At 70.0% G+C, this 20934-nt stretch carries 18 protein-coding genes and 3 tRNA genes; 8 read left to right on the top strand and 13 right to left on the bottom strand.

What is annotated here, in order from left to right:
* The first annotated feature begins 9 nt into the window (after positions 1-9).
* Positions 10-375, top strand: a complete 366-nt coding sequence (locus tag ABD073_RS06870; RefSeq protein WP_343873253.1) for a thiol-disulfide oxidoreductase DCC family protein — start codon at positions 10-12, stop codon at positions 373-375.
* Between the two features lie 108 nt (positions 376-483).
* Here the strand turns inward: ABD073_RS06870 and ettA are convergent, their stop codons facing one another.
* Together ettA and ABD073_RS06860 are read right to left on the bottom strand one after the other, a co-directional pair.
* Positions 484-2166, bottom strand: a complete 1683-nt coding sequence (gene ettA / locus ABD073_RS06865) for an energy-dependent translational throttle protein EttA (RefSeq protein ID WP_343873252.1) — start codon at positions 2164-2166, stop codon at positions 484-486.
* Positions 2167-2322: 156 nt separating this feature from the next.
* Entirely contained in the window at positions 2323-2790 is a 468-nt protein-coding gene (locus tag ABD073_RS06860) for a single-stranded DNA-binding protein (protein ID WP_343873251.1), read from the bottom strand.
* A gap of 141 nt (positions 2791-2931) precedes the next feature.
* On the opposite strand from ABD073_RS06860, the gene ABD073_RS06855 reads away from it, so the two are divergent.
* Positions 2932-3774, top strand: a complete 843-nt coding sequence (locus tag ABD073_RS06855) for a putative RNA methyltransferase (RefSeq protein WP_343873250.1) — start codon at positions 2932-2934, stop codon at positions 3772-3774.
* Positions 3775-3858: 84 nt separating this feature from the next.
* Here the strand turns inward: ABD073_RS06855 and ABD073_RS06850 are convergent, their stop codons facing one another.
* From ABD073_RS06850 to ABD073_RS06835, 4 genes are all read right to left on the bottom strand, one after another.
* A complete protein-coding gene (locus ABD073_RS06850) occupies positions 3859-5493 on the bottom strand; it encodes a YfjP family GTPase (RefSeq protein WP_343873249.1) in 1635 nt (544 codons plus the stop codon).
* Complete coding sequence (locus ABD073_RS06845) at positions 5493-7412, bottom strand: GTPase family protein (RefSeq protein WP_343873248.1); 1920 nt, start codon at positions 7410-7412, stop codon at positions 5493-5495. Before ABD073_RS06845 ends, ABD073_RS06850 begins: the two co-directional genes overlap by 1 nt.
* Before the next feature lie 118 nt (positions 7413-7530).
* The gene (locus tag ABD073_RS06840) at positions 7531-8970 is read right to left on the bottom strand and encodes a PrsW family intramembrane metalloprotease (RefSeq protein WP_343873247.1); all 1440 of its coding nucleotides are present in this window, start codon (positions 8968-8970) and stop codon (positions 7531-7533) included.
* 90 nt (positions 8971-9060) lie between these two features.
* Positions 9061-9136 (bottom strand) — tRNA-Arg (locus ABD073_RS06835).
* 87 nt (positions 9137-9223) lie between these two features.
* On the opposite strand from ABD073_RS06835, the gene orn reads away from it, so the two are divergent.
* Together orn and ABD073_RS06825 are read left to right on the top strand one after the other, a co-directional pair.
* The gene (gene orn, locus ABD073_RS06830) at positions 9224-9865 is read left to right on the top strand and encodes an oligoribonuclease (RefSeq protein WP_343873246.1); all 642 of its coding nucleotides are present in this window, start codon (positions 9224-9226) and stop codon (positions 9863-9865) included.
* 70 nt (positions 9866-9935) lie between these two features.
* A tRNA-His gene (locus tag ABD073_RS06825) sits at positions 9936-10008 on the top strand.
* Positions 10009-10062: 54 nt separating this feature from the next.
* Here the strand turns inward: ABD073_RS06825 and ABD073_RS06820 are convergent.
* Together ABD073_RS06820 and ABD073_RS06815 are read right to left on the bottom strand one after the other, a co-directional pair.
* Positions 10063-10536 carry a cupin domain-containing protein gene (locus ABD073_RS06820; protein ID WP_343873245.1) on the bottom strand — a complete coding sequence of 158 codons (474 nt, stop codon included), beginning with the start codon at positions 10534-10536 and terminating at the stop codon, positions 10063-10065.
* 86 nt (positions 10537-10622) lie between these two features.
* Entirely contained in the window at positions 10623-11948 is a 1326-nt protein-coding gene (locus tag ABD073_RS06815; protein WP_343873244.1) for a CitMHS family transporter, read from the bottom strand.
* Between the two features lie 290 nt (positions 11949-12238).
* Here ABD073_RS06815 and ABD073_RS06810 point away from each other — a divergent pair, with 290 nt between their 5' ends.
* Genes ABD073_RS06810 through ABD073_RS06800 form a run of 3 tightly spaced genes read left to right on the top strand, consistent with a single transcriptional unit; the run spans position 12239 to position 15130 of the window.
* Positions 12239-13360, top strand: coding sequence for a DUF1727 domain-containing protein (locus ABD073_RS06810; RefSeq protein WP_343873340.1), 1122 nt, complete (start codon positions 12239-12241; stop codon positions 13358-13360).
* Entirely contained in the window at positions 13357-14094 is a 738-nt protein-coding gene (locus tag ABD073_RS06805) for a type 1 glutamine amidotransferase (protein ID WP_343873243.1), read from the top strand. Before ABD073_RS06810 ends, ABD073_RS06805 begins: the two co-directional genes overlap by 4 nt.
* Before the next feature lie 16 nt (positions 14095-14110).
* Positions 14111-15130 carry a LacI family DNA-binding transcriptional regulator gene (locus ABD073_RS06800; RefSeq protein ID WP_343873242.1) on the top strand — a complete coding sequence of 340 codons (1020 nt, stop codon included), beginning with the start codon at positions 14111-14113 and terminating at the stop codon, positions 15128-15130.
* Positions 15131-15140: 10 nt separating this feature from the next.
* On the opposite strand, the gene ABD073_RS06795 is transcribed toward ABD073_RS06800, so the two are convergent.
* The 4 genes from ABD073_RS06795 to ABD073_RS06780 are packed head-to-tail and all read right to left on the bottom strand — an operon-like array spanning position 15141 to position 19543.
* On the bottom strand, positions 15141-16361 hold the full coding sequence (locus tag ABD073_RS06795) for a glycoside hydrolase family 32 protein (RefSeq protein WP_343873241.1): 1221 nt from the start codon (positions 16359-16361) through the stop codon (positions 15141-15143).
* Positions 16358-17203 carry a carbohydrate ABC transporter permease gene (locus tag ABD073_RS06790; protein ID WP_343873239.1) on the bottom strand — a complete coding sequence of 282 codons (846 nt, stop codon included), beginning with the start codon at positions 17201-17203 and terminating at the stop codon, positions 16358-16360. Before ABD073_RS06790 ends, ABD073_RS06795 begins: the two co-directional genes overlap by 4 nt.
* A 10-nt stretch (positions 17204-17213) precedes the next feature.
* Positions 17214-18158: a carbohydrate ABC transporter permease gene (locus ABD073_RS06785; RefSeq protein WP_343873237.1), complete on the bottom strand. Its 945-nt coding sequence runs from the start codon at positions 18156-18158 to the stop codon at positions 17214-17216.
* A 5-nt stretch (positions 18159-18163) separates the two neighbouring features.
* Positions 18164-19543: an ABC transporter substrate-binding protein gene (locus tag ABD073_RS06780; protein ID WP_343873236.1), complete on the bottom strand. Its 1380-nt coding sequence runs from the start codon at positions 19541-19543 to the stop codon at positions 18164-18166.
* Positions 19544-19666: 123 nt separating this feature from the next.
* On the opposite strand from ABD073_RS06780, the gene ABD073_RS06775 reads away from it, so the two are divergent.
* Entirely contained in the window at positions 19667-20533 is an 867-nt protein-coding gene (locus tag ABD073_RS06775; protein ID WP_343873235.1) for an aldo/keto reductase, read from the top strand.
* A gap of 66 nt (positions 20534-20599) precedes the next feature.
* Here ABD073_RS06775 and ABD073_RS06770 read toward each other — a convergent pair.
* Positions 20600-20675: transfer RNA gene (locus ABD073_RS06770), tRNA-Lys, on the bottom strand.
* Between the last annotated feature and the right edge of the window lie 259 nt (positions 20676-20934).

Raw genomic sequence — 20934 nt, 5'->3', positions numbered from 1 at the left:
GATGCGTCCATGACGTCCTACCTTCTCTACGACCCCGACTGCGGCTTCTGCACCAGCACCGCGCAGGCCATGCAGGGCTGGGGGCTGGGCTGCCGGATCGAACCGATGAGCCCGCGACGGCTGGCGGAACTGGGCGTCGACGAGCGTCGCGCCGCCCGGGAACTGCCCTTCGTCGACGAGCAGGGCCGCACCAGCCACGGCGCCGAGGCCTTCGGCCGGGCTCTGGCCACCGGTCGCGGTCCGGTGCGGCTGGCGGGGCGCCTGCTGGCGAGCCCGGCCCTGCTCTGGCTGGCGCAGCCGATCTATCGGCAGGTGGCCGCCCACCGCCACCAGCTGCCCGGGGGCACCGGCGCCTGCCAGATGCTCCAGCGCTGAACCAGCGCAGCTCCACGAGCAGACCCCCGACCAGAACGACGAGGGCGCCGCACCCGGATGGGTGCGGCGCCCTCGCGCAGGAGACCAGCGGTCCCGTCGGACCGGTGATCAGTCGCGGGTGAGGCGACGGTGCTTCGAGGCGTGCGGACGGGCCGCCTCGACGCCCAGACGCTCGATCTTGTTGGCCTCGTAGTCGGCGAAGTTGCCCTCGAACCAGAACCACTTGCTCTCGTCCTCGTCGTCGCCCTCCCAGGCGAGGATGTGGGTGGCGATGCGGTCCAGGAACCAGCGGTCGTGGGAGATCACCACGGCGCAGCCCGGGAAGTCCAGCAGGGCGTCCTCGAGGCTGGACAGGGTTTCGACATCCAGGTCGTTGGTGGGCTCGTCGAGCAGCAGCACGTTGCCGCCCTGCTTCAGGGTCAGCGCCAGGTTCAGGCGGTTGCGCTCACCACCGGAGAGCACACCGGCCAGCTTCTGCTGGTCCGGGCCCTTGAAGCCGAAGCTCGCCACGTAGGCCCGCGAGTTCATCTCGAAGTTGCCGACCTTGAGGAAGTCCAGGCCGTCGGAGACGACCTCCCAGACGTTCTTGTTGGGGTCGATACCGGAGCGGTTCTGGTCGACATAGCTGAACTTGACCGTCTCGCCCACCTTCACGGTGCCGGCGTCGGGCTGCTCGAAGCCCACGATGGTCTTGAACAGCGTGGTCTTGCCGACGCCGTTGGGGCCGATGATGCCCACGATGCCGTTGCGCGGCAGGGAGAAGGACAGGTCCTCGATCAGGACGCGGTCGCCGAAGCCCTTCTTGAGCTTGTCCACCTCGATGACGGTGTTGCCCAGGCGCGGACCCGCCGGGATGTTGATCTCCGAGGTGTCGATCTTGCGGTTGCGCTCGGCCTCGGCAGCCATCTCCTCGTAGCGGGCCAGACGGGCCTTGCTCTTGGCCTGGCGGGCCTTCGGGCTGGAGCGGACCCACTCCAGCTCCTTCTCCAGGATCTTGGCGCGCTTGGCGTCCTTCTGGCCCTCGATCTGCAGGCGCTGGCGCTTGGTGTCCAGGTAGGTGGAGTAGTTGCCCTCGTAGGGGTGCAGGCGGCCGCGGTCGATCTCGCAGATCCACTCGGCCACGTTGTCCAGGAAGTAGCGGTCGTGGGTGACGGCCAGGACGGCGCCCGGGTAGGTCTTCAGGTGGCCCTCGAGCCAGTTCACGCTCTCCGCGTCGAGGTGGTTGGTGGGCTCGTCGAGCAGCAGCAGGTCGGGCTGCTCGAGCAGCAGCTTGCACAGCGCCACGCGACGGCGCTCACCGCCGGAGAGCACGTTGACGGGGGTGTCGCCGGGCGGGCACTGCAGCGCCTCCATGGCCTGGGCCAGCTGGGCGTCGATGTCCCAGGCGTTGGCATTGTCCAGGTCGGTCTGCAGCTCGCCCATCTCGGCCATCAGGGCGTCGAAGTCGGCATCGGGCTCGGCCATCTCCATGCCGATGGCATTGAAGCGGTCCAGCTTGCCCTTGATCTCGCCGACGGCCTCCTCGACGTTCTCCAGGACGGTCTTGTCCTCGGTCAGCGGGGGCTCCTGCAGCAGGATGCCCACCGTGGCGCCCTTCATCAGCTGGGCCTCACCGTTGTTGGGCTGGTCCATGCCGGCCATCAGCTTGAGCATGGTGGACTTGCCGGCACCGTTCGGGCCGACGACGCCGATCTTGGCGCCCGGGAAGAAGGAGAGCGTGACGTTGTCGAGGATCAGCTTGTCGCCGATCTTCTTGCGCACGTTGTGCATGGTGTAGATGAACTCGGCCATGGGTGGCTTGTCGTCCTTCGCATCGAGTGTGGAGGCGCCTCGGAACCGGGCGCGGCAAACGTTGTCCAGTATGCCAGCGTTCCCGCTCGCTCCCCTACTTCCCCGGTCAGGGGGCCGTCGCGGTCTCGACCCCCACCCGACCGCGACGGCCCCGGCTCAGGCCGCGGTCAGCGTCTCCTCCGCGGGCGGCGGGGTCGGGGCACTCTCCTCGGGCTCGCAGACCTCTCCGGTCACGCTGTCGATCCGTTCGCCCTGCTCCATCACCACGCGGCGCTCGTTGCGGGTGAACTCGCTGCGCCCACGGGCCAGGTCGTGGCCCAGGCTGCCGGCCTCCACCACCAGGCGCTCGTGCCGCACGCCCTCGGCGTCGTTCCAGGCGCTGGTGCGCAGCTTGCCCACCACCAGCACCGGGTCCCCCTTGGCCAGCGAGACCTTCGCGTTCTCCGCCATCCGGCCCCAACAGTTCACCGAGATCCAGGTGGTCTCCTGGTCCACCCAGGCGCCCTGCCGCAGCCGACGCGGCGTGCAGGCCAGCCGGAAGCGCGCCAGCATCCAACCCTCCCCCTGGCTGAACTCGACATCGGTGCCGACATTGCCCGACAGGCTGATCAGTGCATCCTGCATGTGTCCTCCTTGGTCGTGCCCGCGAGCACGGGCTGTGCGAAGCAGCATGGACGCGCAGCCCGCGCCTCCCTCACCGACCCGGCCAGCTGTGGACAATTCCTCGGCAACCGGCGGTCTGTGGACAAGCCCTAGGCTGGGCGGGTGAGCACCACCCAGGACGACATCCCCACCAGCCGGCTGGCCGCCTGCCCGCACTGCCACGATCCCCTGGTCCTCGGCGTCCGCGAGGTCTGGTGCGCCAACAACCACCGCTTCGACCGCGCCAAGGAGGGCTTCGTCAACCTGCTGCGGCCCGGCCGCTCCCGCAAGGCGGTGATCGGCGACGACGCCGACATGGTGTCCGACCGGCGTCGCTTTCTGGACCGCGGGCACTATGCGGTGTTGTCCGAGGGGCTGGCAGCGCTCACGCACGAGCTGGCCGACGCCAGCCCCGTCGCCACGCTGCTCGACGTCGGCTGCGGGGAGGGTTCCTTCACCCGGTCCCTGGCCGAGGCGGCCCCGCAGGCCGAGACGATGGCCTTCGACATCTCCCGCCCGGCGGTCCGTCTGACGGCCAAGCGGGTTCCCGGCGCCTTCAGCGCGGTCGCGAGCGTGATGGACATGCCGGTGCTCGACGCCTCGGTGGACCTGCTGTGCAGCATCATGGCGCCGCTGCACGAGGCGGAGTTCGCCCGCGTGGTGCGCCCGGGCGGCCGGATCCTGGTGGTCTCCCCCGGTGACAGCCACCTGGCCGAGCTGCGACGGCTGATCTACCCGCACTACCGGCCCCACGACGAGCTGGTGGCCCTGGCGCAGAACCATCCGGTGGTGGAGCGTCGTCGGTTCACGGCCACCGTGCAGCTGGCCACGCCGCAGGAGCTGCACGAGGTATGGGGCATGACGCCCTACCGCTGGAACACGCCGCTGGAGGGCCAGGAGCGACTGGCGCAGGCCTCCAGCCTGGAGGTGCAGGTGCACTTCGTCGCCACCGTCTTCTCCGCCTGAGACACACCCGGCCCCGGGACGCCAGGAGGGCCCGACCGGTGCGGTCGGGCCCTCCTGGGTGCTGTGCTGCTGGGGGGTTCTGCCTCAGAGCGCGCGGGCGACGGTGTCGCGGGCCTGCTCGTAGCGGCGCAGCTCGGCATTGATCGGGCCGATGATGCGTTCCTCGGAGACCCGGCCGATCGACTTCTCCAGCACGGCCGTGGCGCGCGCCGCCTTGGCGCGGGCGGCGAATTCCACCAGGAGCCGACTGACCGCGGCCAGCAGCAGTCCTGCCGCCACGCCCCCGATCACCAGCAGGGTGGGCAGCGCGAAGCCGTGCCAGGTGGGGCCCAGGTCCAGCGGCGGCAGACCGAAGTAGATCATCGCGAAGCGGGCGCCCAGCCAGACCAGACCCACCACCACCGCGGCGATCAGCAGCCACTGCAGCACCTGGAAGATCTTCCACCAGCCCTGGCCTCGGTCCATCGCCAGGTCGGTGGTGGCCACCGCCTTGTCCAGCTCGTCGGCCAGCAGCTTGTCGTCGCGACGCGAGGCGGTGCGCACGGCGTCCGCCCAGCCGCGGGGCAAGCCCGCGGAGGCCTCGTCGGCCACGGCACGCACCGCGGAGTCGACGCGGGCCTGCTGCACGCCGTTGAAGCTCATGCCACCGCGGTTCACGCCGGTGCGCTGCACCCGGGCGGGCTCCAGCTCGGCCTTCTTGCCCAGCTTGACGCTGTCCAGGTGCAGCCGGCGCAGCGGGTCGGGGCGCAGCCGCTTGACCCAGCTGATCGCGGGCCAGCCGGTGGCCAGGGTGCCGCGATGGCGCATCGCCTTGAGCACAGCATCGCTGACCACGCCCACGCCGGCGGCCTCGCCGAGCGCCTTGTTCAGCTGGCGGGTGCGGGCGCTGGAGACCTCATCGGGATCGGCATGGCCGATGTCGGCGCTGAGTGCCTGGGCGGCCTGCACCACATCGCCCTCCAGGCGCTTGGCGGCCATCTGCTTGTTCTGGATGGCGGTGGCCAGCTGAGCGCGCAGCTCCGGGACCCCGGTGCCGTTCAGGGCGCTGATGGCGCACAGCTGCGCCTTGCCCAGGCCTTCGGAGTCGAGCAGGGCGCGCAGGTCGCGCAGGGTGGGTTCGAGCTGGCCCTCGGGCAGCCGGTCGGCCTGGTTGAGCACCACCATCATCACCTCGGCGTGGGCGGCCAGCGGCTTGAGGTAGCGGTCGTGCAGGGCGGCGTCGGCGTACTTCTGCGGATCCACCACCCAGATGAACATGTCCACCAGCTGCACCAGGCGGTCCACCTCGTCGCGGTGGGCGCGCTCGGTGGAGTCGTGGTCCGGAAGGTCGAGCAGCACGAGGCCCTGCAGGGCCTCGTCTCCCCCGGTCACGACGTGGCGGGTGGGGACCTCCAGCCAGTCCAGCAGGTCATTGGGCACCTGCTGGCCCCAGTAGGCGGCCATCGCCTTGCTGGTGGTGGGCCGGGTGACGCCGGGCACGGCCAGCTGGGTGCCGGACAGCGCATTGAAGGTGGACGACTTGCCCGAGCCGGTGGCGCCGGCCAGCGCCACCACGGTGATGTCACCGCTGAAGGCGAGCCGCTTGTCGGTGTGGCCCACCACCTGACGGGCACGGTCGACGAGTTCGGAGTCGGCGCGTCCGTCGGCCAGCTCGATGGTCTCGGACAGCGAGCGGACCTTCTCCGGCAGCTCGATCCGGTCGGGATTGCGGCGGGCCATCACTGCTCCTCGTGGACGATCTCGGCGTCGACGACCTCGCCCTGGGCGGGTCCCTCGACGGTGTTCAGCTGCACCTGCTCGCGCTGGGCGGGCTCCACCACGGGCGTGCTGGCGGTGCGGAAGTCCTCGGCGCTGCCCAGGGCGGGCTGCTCATCGGCCGGCTCGACGGCGGCGGGGGCCGCGGCGGCGGGCAGCGCGGTGCCAGCCAAGTCGTCGTAGCCACCGTGGCGGGCGGACTGGACCTGCTCGACGGCCTCGCGGATCCGCTCGGCCTGCTCGGGGTCGCCGCCCAGCTCGGCGATCGCGTCGTCGAAGCGACGCAGCTCGTCGGCCATCACGGCGCTGACCCGGGCGTCCAGGTCGGACTTGGCCTGGTTGGCCAGCTTGCGCACCGCATCGTCACCGAAGACGGCCTCCAGCACCCGCTGGGCCAGCACCACCGAGCCACCGGCGATGCCCACCTCGGCGCCGGACAGGCCGGCGGTGTGGAAGAAGACCACCAGCATCAGGGCGGCGGAGGCGCCGTTGACGCCCAGTGCCAGGTAGCGGGCCTTGGCACGCTTGTCCATGCCCTCCTGGCTGACCAGCTCCATCACGTCGCCCTGCCAGTCGCGGATGGCACGGGCCACCGCGTCGGGGAAGCCGGCCGAGGCGCGCGACAGGTCGCCGCCGGTGTGGTTGCGCAGCACGTCGCGACCGAAGGGGGTGGCGCGCCAGGCGGCCTCGGCGCGCTCGGCGGCGGCCTCGCCCTCCTCGCGGACCAGCGCCTCCAGACCGGACTCGACGGCCACCTTCACACCCTCGGCCTCCGGCGGGGTGCCCTTGATGGTGGCGAACAGACGGTCACGGACCCAGCCGATCTTCTGCTCCATGGCCTTCATGAACTCGCCGGTGCCGACGAAGTCCTGCCAGCGGGCCAGCACCTCGCCGCGCAGCAGGGTGCCGTCGGCGGACTGCACCGAGACCTGGCGCACCGCCTCGCGGTAGCTGGCGGCGGCGTCCTCGCGCAGGCTGGTCAGCGCCTCGGCCTGGGCGTCGACGGCGGTGGCCACGCCGGGCGCCTTGGCCGCCAGCGACCCGATCGCGCCGTCGAGGGTCTGCAGCACGATCCGCTGGCGGCTGGCCTGGTCGGCGGCCAGGGTGGCCAGCCAGGTGCGGATCGGGGAGACGGCGGCGTCGGGCAGCAGGCCCTCGGCATCGGTCTCGGTCTCCGGCACGGCGAAGAGCGGGGAGTCGGCCAGGCCGCGCTCGGTCATCAGCTGGCCCAGGTGCGGCGGCACCTGGTTCATGGCGGCCGGCGGGATGCGGTCGAGCACCACGGCGACGGCGGCGGAGCGGTCGACGGCGGCCTTGAGGAAGTCCCACGGCACGGCGTCGGCATAACGCGCGGCGGAGGTGACGAAGACCCACAGGTCGGCGGCCTGCAGCAGCTGCGCGGCCAGGTTGCGGTTCTGCTCCACGACGGAGTCGACGTCGGGGGCGTCGATGATGGCCAGGCCCTGCGGGATGCTGGCCTCCTCCACGATCTGCAGGGTGTTCTGGTCGTGGGAGCTGGAACGCGAGCGCACCAGGCCGGGCAGGATCCGGTCGTTCTCGAACCACTTCACGTCGGCCGGGTGGCAGATCAGCACCGGCGACTTGGTGGTGGGGCGGATCACGCCGGGCGTGGTCACGATCCGCCCGATCAGCGAGTTCACCAGGGTGGACTTGCCGGCACCGGTGGAGCCGCCGACGACCGCCAGCAGGGGGGCCTCGATGGTGGCGAGCCGGGGCAGGATGTAGTCGTCCAGCTGGCGCTGCATGTCGCGCGCGGAGCGGGCCTGCTCGGTGGCCTGCGGGAGGGGCAGGGGCAGCCGGACCGGTGCGAGGGATTCCCGCAGCTCGGTGAGTGCCTGCGTCAGCCTGGTGCTGCTGCTCACGCTTGTCCTTTCGACGGGCGCAGGCGATGCGCCCGCGAGTACATCGTCAACTGTGGCATGAACCACGCATCCCGCGCGCGGGCATGGTTGAGACTTCCGCCGTGGGCACAGCCCGTGCTCAGCGGGGCGGCGCCGGCCAGGACTGCTGCTGCACGGGCACCGGAGCGGGGCTGCCGGGAGCGGCCCAGGCCTGGGGTGCGACGGCGGGGCGACGGCGACGCCAGACCGCGAGCCGGTGCCAGGGGATCTCGAGCCGAAGCCCGGCAGGGTCGGACAGGCCCTGGGAGCGCAGCACCTTGGCGCGGGCCAGCAGCTCCTTCTCGCGTTCCTGGCCGGCCTCGTCGACGATGCCGCGCACCATGGCGTCGCGCAGGTAGGCGAGCTCGGTGAGGGTGCGCATCAGCCGCAGCGTGGCCAGCCAGGTGCGGGGGCCGCGGAAGAGGGCCACCAGCAGCAGCCGGAAGCGCGAACGCATCCGGCCGTAGACGGCCGGGTCACTGGCCGGCAGCCAGCCCATCAGCACGTAGTCGGCCAGCCGGGTGCCCACCCGCTTGTACTCCTTGAGTTCCTGGCGCAGCAGCACGAAGAGCATGAAGGCCACCACGACGGCGAACTGCACGAGCAGGCGCACCATCCCCATGTTGCTGACGCTGCTCATGCCGTTGAAGGCCATGTGCCCGAAGGCCGCCACCACGAAGCCGGTGAGCGGGGCCAGCACGCGCACCAGCTTGCTGCGGGTGCGCAGGCCCAGCACCATGCCCAGGCCGATGAACATGGTGAACAGCGGATGGCCATAGCTGGTGATGACGCCGCGCAGCAGCACCAGCTGCTGCACCGCCTCCTCCACGTCGCCAGCGCCGGCGGTGACCGAGCCGTAGATGTAGCCGCGGGCGTAGTAGACGATGTTCTCGGTGAAGGCGAAGCCGATGGCGCACAGGCCGGACAGGCTCACCGCCTGCAGCGCGGAGACGATGCGGTAGCGCATCAGGATGGCCAGCAGGAAGACGAAGGTGCCCTTGGAGGCCTCCTCCACGAAGGGCGCCACGAAGACGGCGGGCCGGGCCTGCGCGGCAGGATCACCGGGGGCGGCCGAGACATTGAGCAGGGTGGCCGCCCAGGAGTTCACGTTGAGGCTGATCCAGATGGCCATGCAGGAGCCCCAGCCGAAGGCCAGCGCCCACCAGCGCAGCCGCATCGGGCGCACCCGGTCGACGAGGATGAAGAAGGCCGACCAGACCGCGGCGGTGGGTGCCGCCAGCCGGGCGCACTTCTTGGCGGTCTCCCAGTCGATGCCGGGGATGACGCCCTGCTCGAAGACCTGGTCGGGATGCATCTGGCGCCAGACCAGCCACAGGGCCAACGCGTAGAGCTGCACCAGCACCAGGGTCAGCCAGTTCCACGGGTCGGTGAGCTGGCGCATCCAGAAGCCCTGCCCCTCGACGTCCTTGCGGGGCAGGCCATTGAGCGCGCGCGCCCGTCGCTCCGGCCGGACGGTGGCCGAGGGCTCCAGGGCGCCGGTCAGGGTCCAGCCCCGGTGACGAGGGGTGCTGCTGCTCATGGGATCCATCCTGTCACGCGCCACCGACACCGCACTGTCGGCGCTGGCCGGGCGGCGCGCCTGCGGGCCGCCGCCCGGTACCGGTGCTGCTGGCGCCCCAGGCAGGAATCGAACCTGCGCGCGACAGATTAGAAGGCTGCTGCTCTATCCGCTGAGCTACTGGGGCCGGGTCGGGCACCATCCTAGCGGCGGGCCGTCCCGAACCCCGTCGGGCGCAACGGTGGCGCCGTCGGCTGGGCGTAAGGTGGGGCGGGTGAATGACGTGCTGGTGTGGATTGACTGCGAGATGACCGGGCTGGACCTGGCCAATGACGCCCTGATCGAGGTGGCCGCCCTGGTCACCGATTCGGAGCTCAACGTGCTGGGTGACGGGGTCGACGTGCTGATCCGTCCCAGCGACGAGGCGCTGGCCCAGATGGGCGACTTCGTGCGCGAGATGCACACCAAGTCCGGCCTGCTGGACGAGTTGGCCGGGGGCCTGGAGATGCGCGAGGCGGAGGAGATCGTCCTCGACTACGTCCGCACCCACGCCCCCACCGCTCGCAAGGCGCCGCTGGCCGGCAACACCATCGGCACCGACCGGATGTTCCTGGCGCGCGACATGGCCGAGCTGGAGGGCTGGGTGCACTACCGCAATGTGGACGTCTCCAGCATCAAGGAGCTGAGCCGCCGCTGGTTCCCGCGCGCCTACTACCACTCCCCTGCCAAGAGCGGGAACCACCGCGCGCTGGCCGACATCCAGGAGTCGATCGAGGAGCTGCGCTACTACCGCGAGGCGGTCTTCGTGCCCGCCCCCGGCCCCTCCACCACCGAGGCCAAGGCCATCGCCCGCAAGTACCAGGGCATCCTCACCGGGTCTCGCCCCGCCGACCTGCTGGGCACCGACCCGGCCTGATTTCCCAGCGGCGGCGCGAGCCGCTATGCTGGTCGAGCTGTTCAGGGCGGAGACGCCCGAAGAACACATGGTGGGTATAGCTCAGTTGGTAGAGCACCTGGTTGTGGTCCAGGTGGTCGCGGGTTCAAGTCCCGTTACTCACCCCGACACGAAGGCCCCGATCCTCACGGATCGGGGCCTTCGACGTTGTGGGGAGCTCAGGCGGTCTGGTCCTCGGCCTCGGGGGCCGGCTGGACGCTCCAGCTCGGCGGCTCGTCCCGGCCCTCCTCCTCGTCACGCTCGGCGTCGGCGGCGGTGGCCTGCACGATGCCGGCGGCGTGGTGCACCGGGGCGTAGATGGCGTAGAGCTTGAGGTCCTCCTCGCCGGTGTTGCGCACGTCATGCCACATGCCGGCCGGCACCAGCACCACCCAGTCGTCGCCGACCTCCTGCTCGAAGTCCAGCTGGTCCTCGGCGGGACCCATCACGGCGACGCCCGTACCGGACTCGATGCGCAGGAACTGGTCGGTCTCGGGGTGCTGCTCGAGGCCGATGGACTCCCCCGGCTTGATCGACATCAGGGTCACCTGGAGGTACTTGCCGCTCCAGGCCACCTGGCGGTAGTCGTCATTGCCGGTGGTCGCCTCCTCGATGTCGAAGGCGGTGGGCTTGGGGCCGATGTCGTTGACCATGTCTTCTCCTTCGTCGGGTACGTCTGAGACGCTACCGTGCGCCACCGACAGTCGCCGGACCGGTACCGACCCCAGGCCACTTCACCTCAGCGAGTCAGCGCCACCCCTCCGAAGACGTACATGCTGACCAGGAAGATCAGGAAGGTGCCGATCGCCCACTTGCCGGCCTGCCGCTGCCAGGCGCCCATGTCCACACCGGTCAGGTTGAGCAGCAGGTAGATGAAGCCCACCAGCGGGCTGAGCAGGTGGAAGGCCTGCCCCACCGTGGAGGCCACGCCGATGTCCATGGCGCTGAAGCCGTACTGCTCACCGGTCTTCGCCAGGATCGGCAGCACGCCCAGGTAGAAGGCGTCATTGCTGAGCAGGAAGGTTCCGGGGGCCGAGATGATGGCGGTGACCAGGGGCCACTGACCGCCCAGCGAGCTGGGAACCCAGTTGGCCAGCGAGGTGCCGATCGCCTCGCTCATGCCCGACTCGTTGAGGATGCCCATGAAGATGCCGGCGGCCAGCACCATGGTGACCACCTGCAGCGCATTGGCGCCGTGGATGTTGATGATGGCCTGCTGGTCGGACAGCTTGCGGTAGTTGATCAGCAGGGCGATCGCGAAGCCGATCTCGAAGAGCACCGAGGCGGGCACCTTGGGCAGGCCCCACATGCCGCCGAAGACCAGCAGGACCATCAGCACCATGGTGAGGATGAAGTTGGGCCACAGCATCTTCGGCCGCAGCAGCGCCTCGTCCTCCTCTGAGGTGGTGGCGTGCATCGCGGCGATGTCGTCATTGTCGAGTTCGCGGATGCCCAGGCGCTTGCGCTCCTGCAGGCCGCGGATCCAGGCCACCGCGATGATCCAGACGATGGCGATGAACATGCCGGGCAGGATGCGGCGCAGCAGGGCACCCTCGTCGACGCCCAGGGCCGCGATGATGCGGGCCGTCGGGCCGCCCCAGGGCAGCAGGTTCATGATCGAGTTGGCCAGGATCACGATCACGGCCAGGTCCATCATCTTCATGCCCAGCCGCTTGTAGACCGGGATCATGGCGGAGCAGACGATCATCGTGGTGGTGGAGCCGTCGCCGTCGACGCTCACCACTGCGGCCAGGATGGCGGTGCCCACCAGCACCTTCAGCGGGTCGCCCTTGACCACTTTGAGGATGAAGCGCACCAGCGGGTCGAACAGGCCGGCGGTGATCATCAGGCCGAAGTAGAGGATGGCGAAGAGCAGCAGCACGACGGTGGGTGCCACCGACTTGATGCCCGCCAGACCGAAGGGACCGACCTTGCTGCCGAGCCCGGCCATCAGACCGATGACCAGTGGCACGAGGACCAACGAGGTGAAGGGGGTGGCCTTCTTGGTCATGATCAGCAGCATGAACACGACGACGATCAGGTAGCCCCAGATGGCGAGCATCATTGGCTCGACTCCTTTCCGGGGCCGCGGGGGTGCGACTGCTCCGCATCCAACCACGCCCGGGGCCTTCCTGACAGGGGTGTCAGAAGCCGTTGCAGGATTGAAACGTGGACCGGCCTGGCGCCGCCTCACCGGCCGTGGATGCCGCGCCCACTAGCATGGGGCGCATGCCTTCGACTCGTTCCCTGCCGGACGCCCGCCTGCTGGCGGCCACCACGGCCGGTCGCGCCGCCGCCCTCGCCTCCCGGCTGGCAGGACGTGGTTCCGGCGCCTCGATCCGGGGACAGGTGATGATGCGGGTGGACCCGGGAGCGCTGGGCAAGCTGCTCGCCGGGCGCCGGGTGGCCAGCGTCACCGGCACCAATGGCAAGACCACCACCACCCACCTGCTGACCGCCGCGCTGCGCGCCGGGCTGTCCGAGCCGGTGGTCACGAATGCCGACGGCGCCAATCTGCACCACGGCATCGCCTCCGCGCTGGGCGAGAGCCGGGCCCCGGTCGCCTGTCTGGAGACCGACGAGCGCGTCGTGGCCGATGTGGTGCGGCTGGGCACACCCGAGGTGCTGGTGATGCTGAACTTCAGCCGCGACCAGATGGACCGCAACCACGAGATCAAGTCACTGGGACGTTCCTGGCGGGCCGCCCTGGAGGCCGCGGGTTCCGCGGGCCCCGTCGTGGTGGCCAATGCCAACGACCCGCTGGTGGTCTGGGCCGCGCAGCCTGCCCGTGAGACCGTCTGGATCGACACCGGTGACGGCTGGTCGGCCGATGCGGCGCTGTGCCCCGGCTGCGGTGCCGTGCTGGCCCACACCGACCAGGGCTGGGACTGCCCCGCGTGCGACCTGACCCAGCCCGCCGCCAGCTACCGCGTCGACGGCGAGGACGTGGTGCAGGCCGACGGCACCCGCTGGACCCTGGCCCTGCAGGTGCCCGGACGCTTCAACCGCGCCAATGCCGCCTGCGCGCTGGCCGCCGCCCGCGTGATGGGCGTCGAGCCGGCCGATGCGGTGCGCGGCATGAACACCGTCGCCTCCCCCGCCGGCCGCTATGCCGTGGGCACCTTCGGCGACACGAAGGCCCGGCTGCTGCTGGCCAAGAACCCCGCCGGCTGGGCCGAGAGCCTGCCGCTGGCCACCAGCGATCCTGTCGTGCTGGCGATGGACGCCGTGGCCGCCGACGGTCGCGACATGAGCTGGCTGTGGGACGTCGACTACGAGCAGCTGGCCGGCCGCCACGTGGTCTGCACCGGACCGCGCGCCCACGACCTGGCGGTCCGGCTGGACTATGCCGAGGTGGAGCACAGCATCGTGCCCGACCTGTCCGCGGCGATCAGCGGGCATCCCGAGACCACGCTCGACGTGATCAGCACCTACACACCGTTCCAGAAGCTGCGCAAGCTGGGAGGCCTGGCATGAAGCCCGTCAAGATCGTGCTGGTCTACCAGAGCGTGCTCGGCATCTACGGTGACCAGGGCAATGCCAAGGTGCTCCTCAAGCGCCTGGAGCGCCGCGGCCTGGCGGCGGAGCTGGTCAGCGTCGAGCCCGGCGACCTGGTGCCCGACGATGCCGACATCTACCTGCTGGGCGGCGGCGAGGACATGGCCCAGATCAGTGCCGTGCGGGCGCTGCAGGCCGACGGCAACCTGATGGTGGGGCTGGATCGCGGGGCGGTGCTCTTCGCCGTCTGCGCCGGCTACCAGATCTGCGGCAGGACCTTCACCGTGGGAGACCGCGACGAGGTGGTCGAGGGCCTGGGCCTGCTGGACGTCGACACCCGCCGCGGCCCGCGTCGCGCGGTCGGCGAGGTGCTGCACGCCTGGAACCGGCCCGACGGCTCCACCAGCCGGGTGACCGGCTTCGAGAACCACGGCGGCTGGACCACGCTCGGCCCCGAGGCCACGCCGCTGTGCACCGTCGAGGTGGGCGTCGGCAACGACGGCCAGGGCACCGAGGGCGCCCGCCAGCAGCTCGCCAGTGGCGGCCACGTGATCGGCACCTACCCCCACGGCCCGGTGCTGGTGCGCAACCCCGAGCTCGCCGACCACCTGCTCGAGCTGGCCACCGGCACCGAGCTGGAGCCGCTGGAGATGCCCGAGCTCGACGAGCTGCGTCGCCAGCGGATCGCCGCCGTGCGCTCCGCCAGGCGCTGAGCGCAGGGCCGGAGCCATGGGCAGGAAGGTCACCGCGCGCGACGTCGCCGAGCTGGCGGGGGTCTCGCGCAGTGCCGTCTCCATGGTCCTCAACGGCCGCGGCGACGGCGACGTCTCGCCGGAGAACCAGGAGGCCATCCGGCAGGCGGCGGCCCAGCTGCGCTACCGACCCAACAGCGTGGCGCGCAGCCTGCGCAACCAGGCCACCCACACCATCGGCGTCGTGACCGACTCGGTGGCCTCCGGAACCTATGGCGGGGCCATGATCGCGGCCGCCTCCCGGGTGGCCGCCGAGCACGACTTCCTACTGCTGGTGGTCGACTCCCACAAGGACGCCCAACTGGAGCAGGATGCCGTCGATCTGCTCCAGGCCCGCCAGTGCGACGCCCTGATGTTCGTGGCCGAGGGACTCGTCCCCTGGCAGCCGCCAGCAGCCTTCCATGACGACCCCTGCCTGCTGGTCAACGCCTTCGACCCGTCCGGGCGCGCGCTCGGCATCTACGGCGACGAGGAGCAGGGCGGCCGCGAGGCGGCCCGCCTGGTGCTGGACCGGGGGCATCGCGAGGTGGTCCACCTGCACGGCACCACCGACGTGGTGGCCGTTGGTCGCCGCATCGCTGGCTACCGCCAGAAGTTCGAGGCGGCCGGCCTGCCGGTCCGGCTGGTTCCCTGTGGCTGGGAGATCGACGACGGCTGGGAGGTGGGCGGCCGGGTGCTCGACGAGCAGCAGCCCACTGCCGTCGTCTGCGCCAATGATCGGGTGGCCGCCGGCGTACACCTCGCTGCGGCACAGCGCGGGCTGCGGATCCCCGAGGACCTCTCGGTGGTGGGCTACGACGACGACCCCAGCCTCGCGGCGCAGCTCGGGCTCAGCACGGTGCAGATCCCCTTCGACGACATGGGCGCCCAGGCCATGCGCACCCTGCTCGCCCACCTGGACGGGGTTCCCCTGCCCACTGCCGACGTCGAGCTGCCCAGCCGTGCGGTGGTGCGGCGCTCCGTCGCCGCCCCCGCGGCGCGGGGACGGCGCGGCTGAGCCGTCGGTCTCAGCCCAGGACGCGGACCTCGGCCTGGCCGGTGACGCTCCAGGTGGCTGCCAGTGCCGGATAGCAACGCGTAGTGCGGGTGCTGCCCTCGTGGAAGACCTCCACCAGCGAGCCGTCGAGGATCACCGTGCTTCCGGCCTGCAGCTCCAGGCGGGACTCCCCCTCGGCCAGGTCGCAGGTCAGCACGACCGCGGACGTGGCGCGGACCAGCACACAGGGATGTTCGGCTGCTCGCCAGCTGGGATCGACCCGCTCGGCCACCGCCTCCATCACCTCACGGGGCAGGTCCTGCACCAGCCGGCCGTCGCGCACCGAGAGTTCACGGGGCGTGGTCAGCACCCCGGCCCAGCCCTGTTCGGCCAGCACCTCGTCGGAGCGCTCCAGTTCCCAGGACCAGCCGATCAGCAGCGTGCGCTCCTCATGGGTCACCAGCTGGGGCGCGTAGAAGCAGGGTCCGGTGTCCAGCACCCCGCCCGTCCTCGGAGAGAACCGCGGGACCTGGTTGCCGTCCTGTTCCTCCAGCTGCAGGTCACCCAGCAGCCAGCGCACCCCACTGAGCTGGCCGTCGAGCCACAGGCTCACCACCAGCACCCAGTCGTCCCCGAGCCGGACCAGGTTCGGACACTCCCAGATGTCGGCCGGCGCGTGCTGGGCGGCCACCGGGTCGGCGACGGTGACCAGCTCGCCCAGCAGGGGCCAGTTGGTCAGGTCCTCCGCGTCGTGGACCAGGATGGAGGCCGTGGTACCGCGGCCACCGTGGCCCTGGATGATGTAGCGGTGGCCCTCGATCCAGACCACGAAGGGATCGCGGGTCTCCGCTCCCGCCTCGCCGTGCGGCGGCGCAGCCGGGGTCTGTTCCAGCTCCCAGCTGCGCAGGTCAGCGCTGCCCCGGGCGATGGCGCCCACCGCGGCAGCCGGCGTCGTCGACACGGCGGTGCAGCAGATGGTCGGCACTGTGTCGTCGACGGTGAGACATCCGCTCCAGGAGCCGACCGCATTGATCCCCTCCGGCTCGGGGACCAGGACGTCCGGCTCGAGCTTCCAATCCAGCAGGTTGGTCGAGGTGGCATGGCCCCAGCGGATGGCGTCGTGGCGGTGCGAGGCCGGGTTGTACTGGAAGAAGACGTGCCAGGTGCCGTCGACGTGGGCCAGCCCGTTCGGGTCGTTGATCCAGCCGCGCGGGGGTCGCACATGGCGGGTGGGCAGGATGTGATCGCTCACTTGACGCTCCCGGCGGTCAGGCCCTCACGCAGCGGTCGCTGACCGAAGATGAAGACGACCAGGGCGGGAATCATCGACAGCACCACGCCGGCCAGCACCGTCGACATGCTACCGGTGCCCAACTGGCCCTGGAGACTGACCATGCCCAGCGGCAGGGTGAAGTTCTCCTGGCTGATGGTCATGATCAGGGGACGGAAGAACTCGTTCCAGATCCCGTTGAAGGCGAGGATCCCCACGATCGCCAGACCCGGCGCCGACAAGGGCAGGTAGATCCGCGAGAAGACCTGCCACGGGCTGGCCCCGTCGATCTGGGCGGCCTCGGCGAGGCTGTCCGGGATGCCCATGAAGTACTGGCGCATCAGGAAGGTGCCGAAGGCCGTGGGGATGGCGGGCAGGATCAGGGCCAACAGGGTGTCGGCCAGCCCCATGCCGCGTACCAGCATGAAGACCGGGACGATGGTCACCTGCATCGGCACCATCATGGTGGCCAGGATGATGCCGAACAGGACATTGCTGCCCCGGAAGCGCAGCCGGGCGAAGGCATAGCCGGCCAGGGCGGCGGTGAGCATCTGGCCGACGGCGGCCAGTCCGGTCACCAGCGCCGAGTTCCAGAACAGCCGGACGACGTCCACCTTCGCGGAGACGTCCTTGAAGGCGGCCAGGCTGAGCGTGCGATGGCCCGCCGCGTCGGTGGGCGTGAGTGCGACCCACAGCGTCCAGACCACAGGACCAAGGGTCAGGAAGAGTGCCACCAGCAGCACCAGGATGCGGCCAGCCAGCGAGAGGCGGCGAAGCGTGCGGGCCGAGTTCGAGCGCGGCTCGACGGATTGGGTGTCAGTCATGGTCGGACCCTCACATGTAGAAGACGAAGCGGCGGCTGAGGCGGAACTGGAGCCAGGTGACGAACATGATGATCAGCATGAGCACCAGTCCGATGGCGGCGGCGAGACCGAAGTGCAGCTCCTGGAAGGCCGACTGGTAGATCACCATGACGGCGGTACGGGTGGAGTCGCCGGGACCACCCTTGGTGAGCACGAAGGGCTGGTCGAAGATCTGCAGGGCCGAGATGATGGCCATCACGCTGGCCACCAGCATGGTGGGGCTGAGCAGCGGCAGGGTGAGGCGCCAGAAGCGGTTCCAGGTACTCGCCCCGTCGATGTCGGCGGCCTCGTAGACCTCCTGCGGGATGGAGGACAGGCCCCCGATGAAGAGCAGGAAGGTGAAGCCGAAGTTCTGCCAGACGTAGACCAGGACGGTCACCACCATGGCGCCGTGGGTCGAGGTGAGCCAGGGCACAGGGGCCATCCCCAGCAGACCGAGCAACTTGTTCACGGTGCCGAAGTCCTCGTTGAACAGGTAGGACATGATCAGTGAGACCGAGGCGGCCGACAGGATCAGCGGGAAGAAGAAGACCGAGCGGAAGAAGGTGCGCATCCACCCCGGCATCTTCGACTGCACCAGCACCGCCAGCCCGAGGGCGACGGCGATCTGCAGCAGCACGGCCACCACGACGAAGCCGAAGGTGTTGAGGAAGCTGACCCGGATGGTGGGCGAGGTGGCCATGGTGCGGAAGTTCTCCAGGCCGACGAAGCGGGGCGAGGAGATGATGTCCCAGCTGAAGAAGGCCAGCACCAAGGAACCGATGATGGGCAGCACGGTGAACAGACCGATGCCGACCACGGTGGGGGCCAGGAGCAGGGCGGCCAGACGGGACTCACCGGTCCGGCCGGGCGCACGCCCCGCAGCAGCGGGGAGCTTCTCGGTCTGGGTGGTTGCAGGGGCAACAGGCAGGCTCACGGCGTTCACTCCCCTTCCAGGGCGATGGTCAGGTCTCGTTGCAGCGTCCCGAGGGCGCGGCGGACGTTGGCGCGGGAGCCGGTGACGGCACCCAGGACGTTCTTGATCAGGGCCGTCTCGACGGCAGCGGCCTGCGGAGGCGCCGGGATGGGGGCGGTGCTGGGGAACTTGTCGAGGGTCTCGTAGAAGACCTCCCAGTGCTTCGGCCCACGGTCCTGGTAGAGCTCGGTGTTGTGCGAGCGCCTGGCGCTGTTGGAGTCGGGATTCTTCTGGGCGATGGCCATCCCCTGCTTGGAGACACAGAACTTCAGCCACTCCCAGGCGGCGTCCTGGCGCTTGGAGGCGCGCATGATGGCGTAGCCGGCGGTCCCGAACTGGTGCTGCTGGGTACGACCCTTGGGGAAGAAGCAGACGTCGTAGTCGTCGCGCTTCATCCCGGCGCCGGCCAGCCCGTGCACCCAGTAGCCGCCCGAGGGCGTCATGCCGATCACGCCGGAGCCGAAGCGGCTCACCAGCTCGTTGCCACCACCCTGCGCCGGGGAGGAACCCAGGCCCTCCGCCACCAGCGACTGCAGGAACTCGAAGGACTCCAGCACCTTCGGGTCGTCGGCATTGGGCTCGGTCCAGCGGTAGCCACCGCTACGGCCCTTCTCCCCCGGGTAGAAGTCACCCCACAGCCAGTCCCCTCCCTGGTACCGGCTCGGCTTCAGGAAGGCGGTGTCATTGCTGTACAGCCACGGCACCACGCCGCCCCACATCCGGTTGGTCCAGAAGAAGGGGCGGAAGGAGCCGGAGGCGGCCTCGCGCATCTGGGAGAGGTAGCCGTGGAAGTCGTCCCAGCTCCAGTCCTCGCGGGGGTACTCCAGCCCGGCGCGCTCCATGGCCTTGGCCGAGAAGTAGATGTTGGCGGCATTCCAGCTCAGTGGCAGCTGGAAGAGGCTGCCCTCGTACATGAAGGCCTCGATCAGTGAGGGGTGCACATCCTCGAAGAATTCGCGCATCTCGTCGCGGTCCCGCTTCACGAAGTCATCCAGGGGAAGGGCCAGCCGTTCGGCGAACAGCTGCGTGCCCTCCGTGGCCACCATCACCACGTCGGGCGGCGTACCGGCCGCCACCAGGGTGAGGATCTTGGCGAAGAAGTCACCCCAGTCGGCGCCCTGGATGGGCACGATCCGTACGTTGATGTCGGGGTGCTGCTGCTGGAAGGCGTCCACCAGCCCCTGGTTGGAGGCAGCGTCCTGGGCGGTTCCGTTCAGCGCGATGGTGAGCTCGTCCTTGCCCCGGCCGGGGATGTCGAGCCCCGTGAGGCGTTTCCAGGAGAGCACCGTTCCAGCGGCTCCTGCACCCGCAGCACCGATCAGCGCGCGGCGAGACATGTCGGTCATATTGGCTCCTCGTTGAGTACCTGACACGTGTCAGCTTAAGCAGGTGACTGGCTCCGGCGCAAGAGGTGGGGACCGACGAGCGGACGCATCCCGGCCGCCGGGGCCATCCGCTAGCGTCGGGCCATGAAGACTCGACAGCTCGGACCCTTCACCGTCAGCGCCATCGGCATGGGCTGCATGCCGCTCAGCATGGCCCGCGACCCCCAGCCCGACGAGGAGCAGGCGATCGCCACCGTGCACGCCGCTCTGGACGCCGGCATCACCTTCTTCGACACCGCCGACTGCTACGCCCCCAGCTGGGACCAGATGGGGCACAACGAGCGGCTGGTGGCCAAGGCTCTGCGCGGCATCGCCAACCGCGACGAGATCGTGGTGGCCACCAAGGGCGGCATCACCCGCAGCGAGGGCGAGGCGTGGGGCCGCGACGGCTCCAAGCAGTACCTGCGCAAGGCGCTGGAGGCCTCGCTGCGCGCCCTGGAGGTGGACGTCATCGACCTGTACCAGTGGCACCGCCCGGACCGCTGGAAGGTCTACGGCGAGGTGGTGCAGCACTTTGCCGACTTCCAGGCCGAGGGGCTCATCAAGGCAGTCGGCATCTCCAATGCCAATGTCGAGGAGATCGAGGTGGCCCAGCAGGTGTTGGGCCCTGGTGGCCTGGTCAGCGTGCAGAACGAGTTCTCGCCGCGCTTCCGCTCCTCCGCCGACGAGCTGGCCCACTGCGACGAGCACGGCATCGCCTTCCTGCCCTGGAGCCCGCTGGGCGGTACCTCCGGGGGCGCCACCGAGGTGGGCGAGAAGTTCCAGGCCTTCGGCGACGTGGCCCGAGAGCACGGTGTCAGCCCGCAACAGGTGGTGCTGGCCTGGGAGCTGGCCCAGAGCGAGCAGGTGATCCCGATCCCCGGCGCCAGCCGCCCCGCCTCGATCACGGACTCCGCCCGTGCCGTCGACCTGGTGCTCACCTCCGAGCAGCTGGCCCGCCTCGACGGCTGAGCCATCAAGGGCGAGGGTCCCAGGACACGACGAAGGCCCCGATCTGATGATCGGGGCCTTCGTGTCTGGTACACCGCCAGGGACTCGAACCCTGAACCCGCTGATTAAGAGTCAGCTGCTCTGCCAGTTGAGCTAGCGGTGCGCGCGAGAAGAAACAATACATCCTTGTTCTTCTGCTGCCAAATCGGGGCTTTCGACCCGCTCCGGCAAGAAGGAGAAAATATCACCGCGGAGCCACCGGGCACAAACCGGGCGGTCAGCCGACGCCCCGTTACCTTGCTGGTGACCCCGTAAGGCGGGGTCACGGTCGCCGGGCCCGGCATGACTTACTGCCCCTGTCTCACCAATGATCCGGGGGGTGTTGTCACCGGGCCTGGTGGCGCCAGCCGACCGCTGATAGG

It is taken from the genome of Luteococcus peritonei, assembly GCF_039526385.1.
In the GTDB taxonomy this organism is placed as follows: domain Bacteria; phylum Actinomycetota; class Actinomycetes; order Propionibacteriales; family Propionibacteriaceae; genus Luteococcus; species Luteococcus peritonei.
Note: the sequence above shows the minus strand (reverse complement) of the source record. Positions and strands in the feature narration are given on the sequence as shown.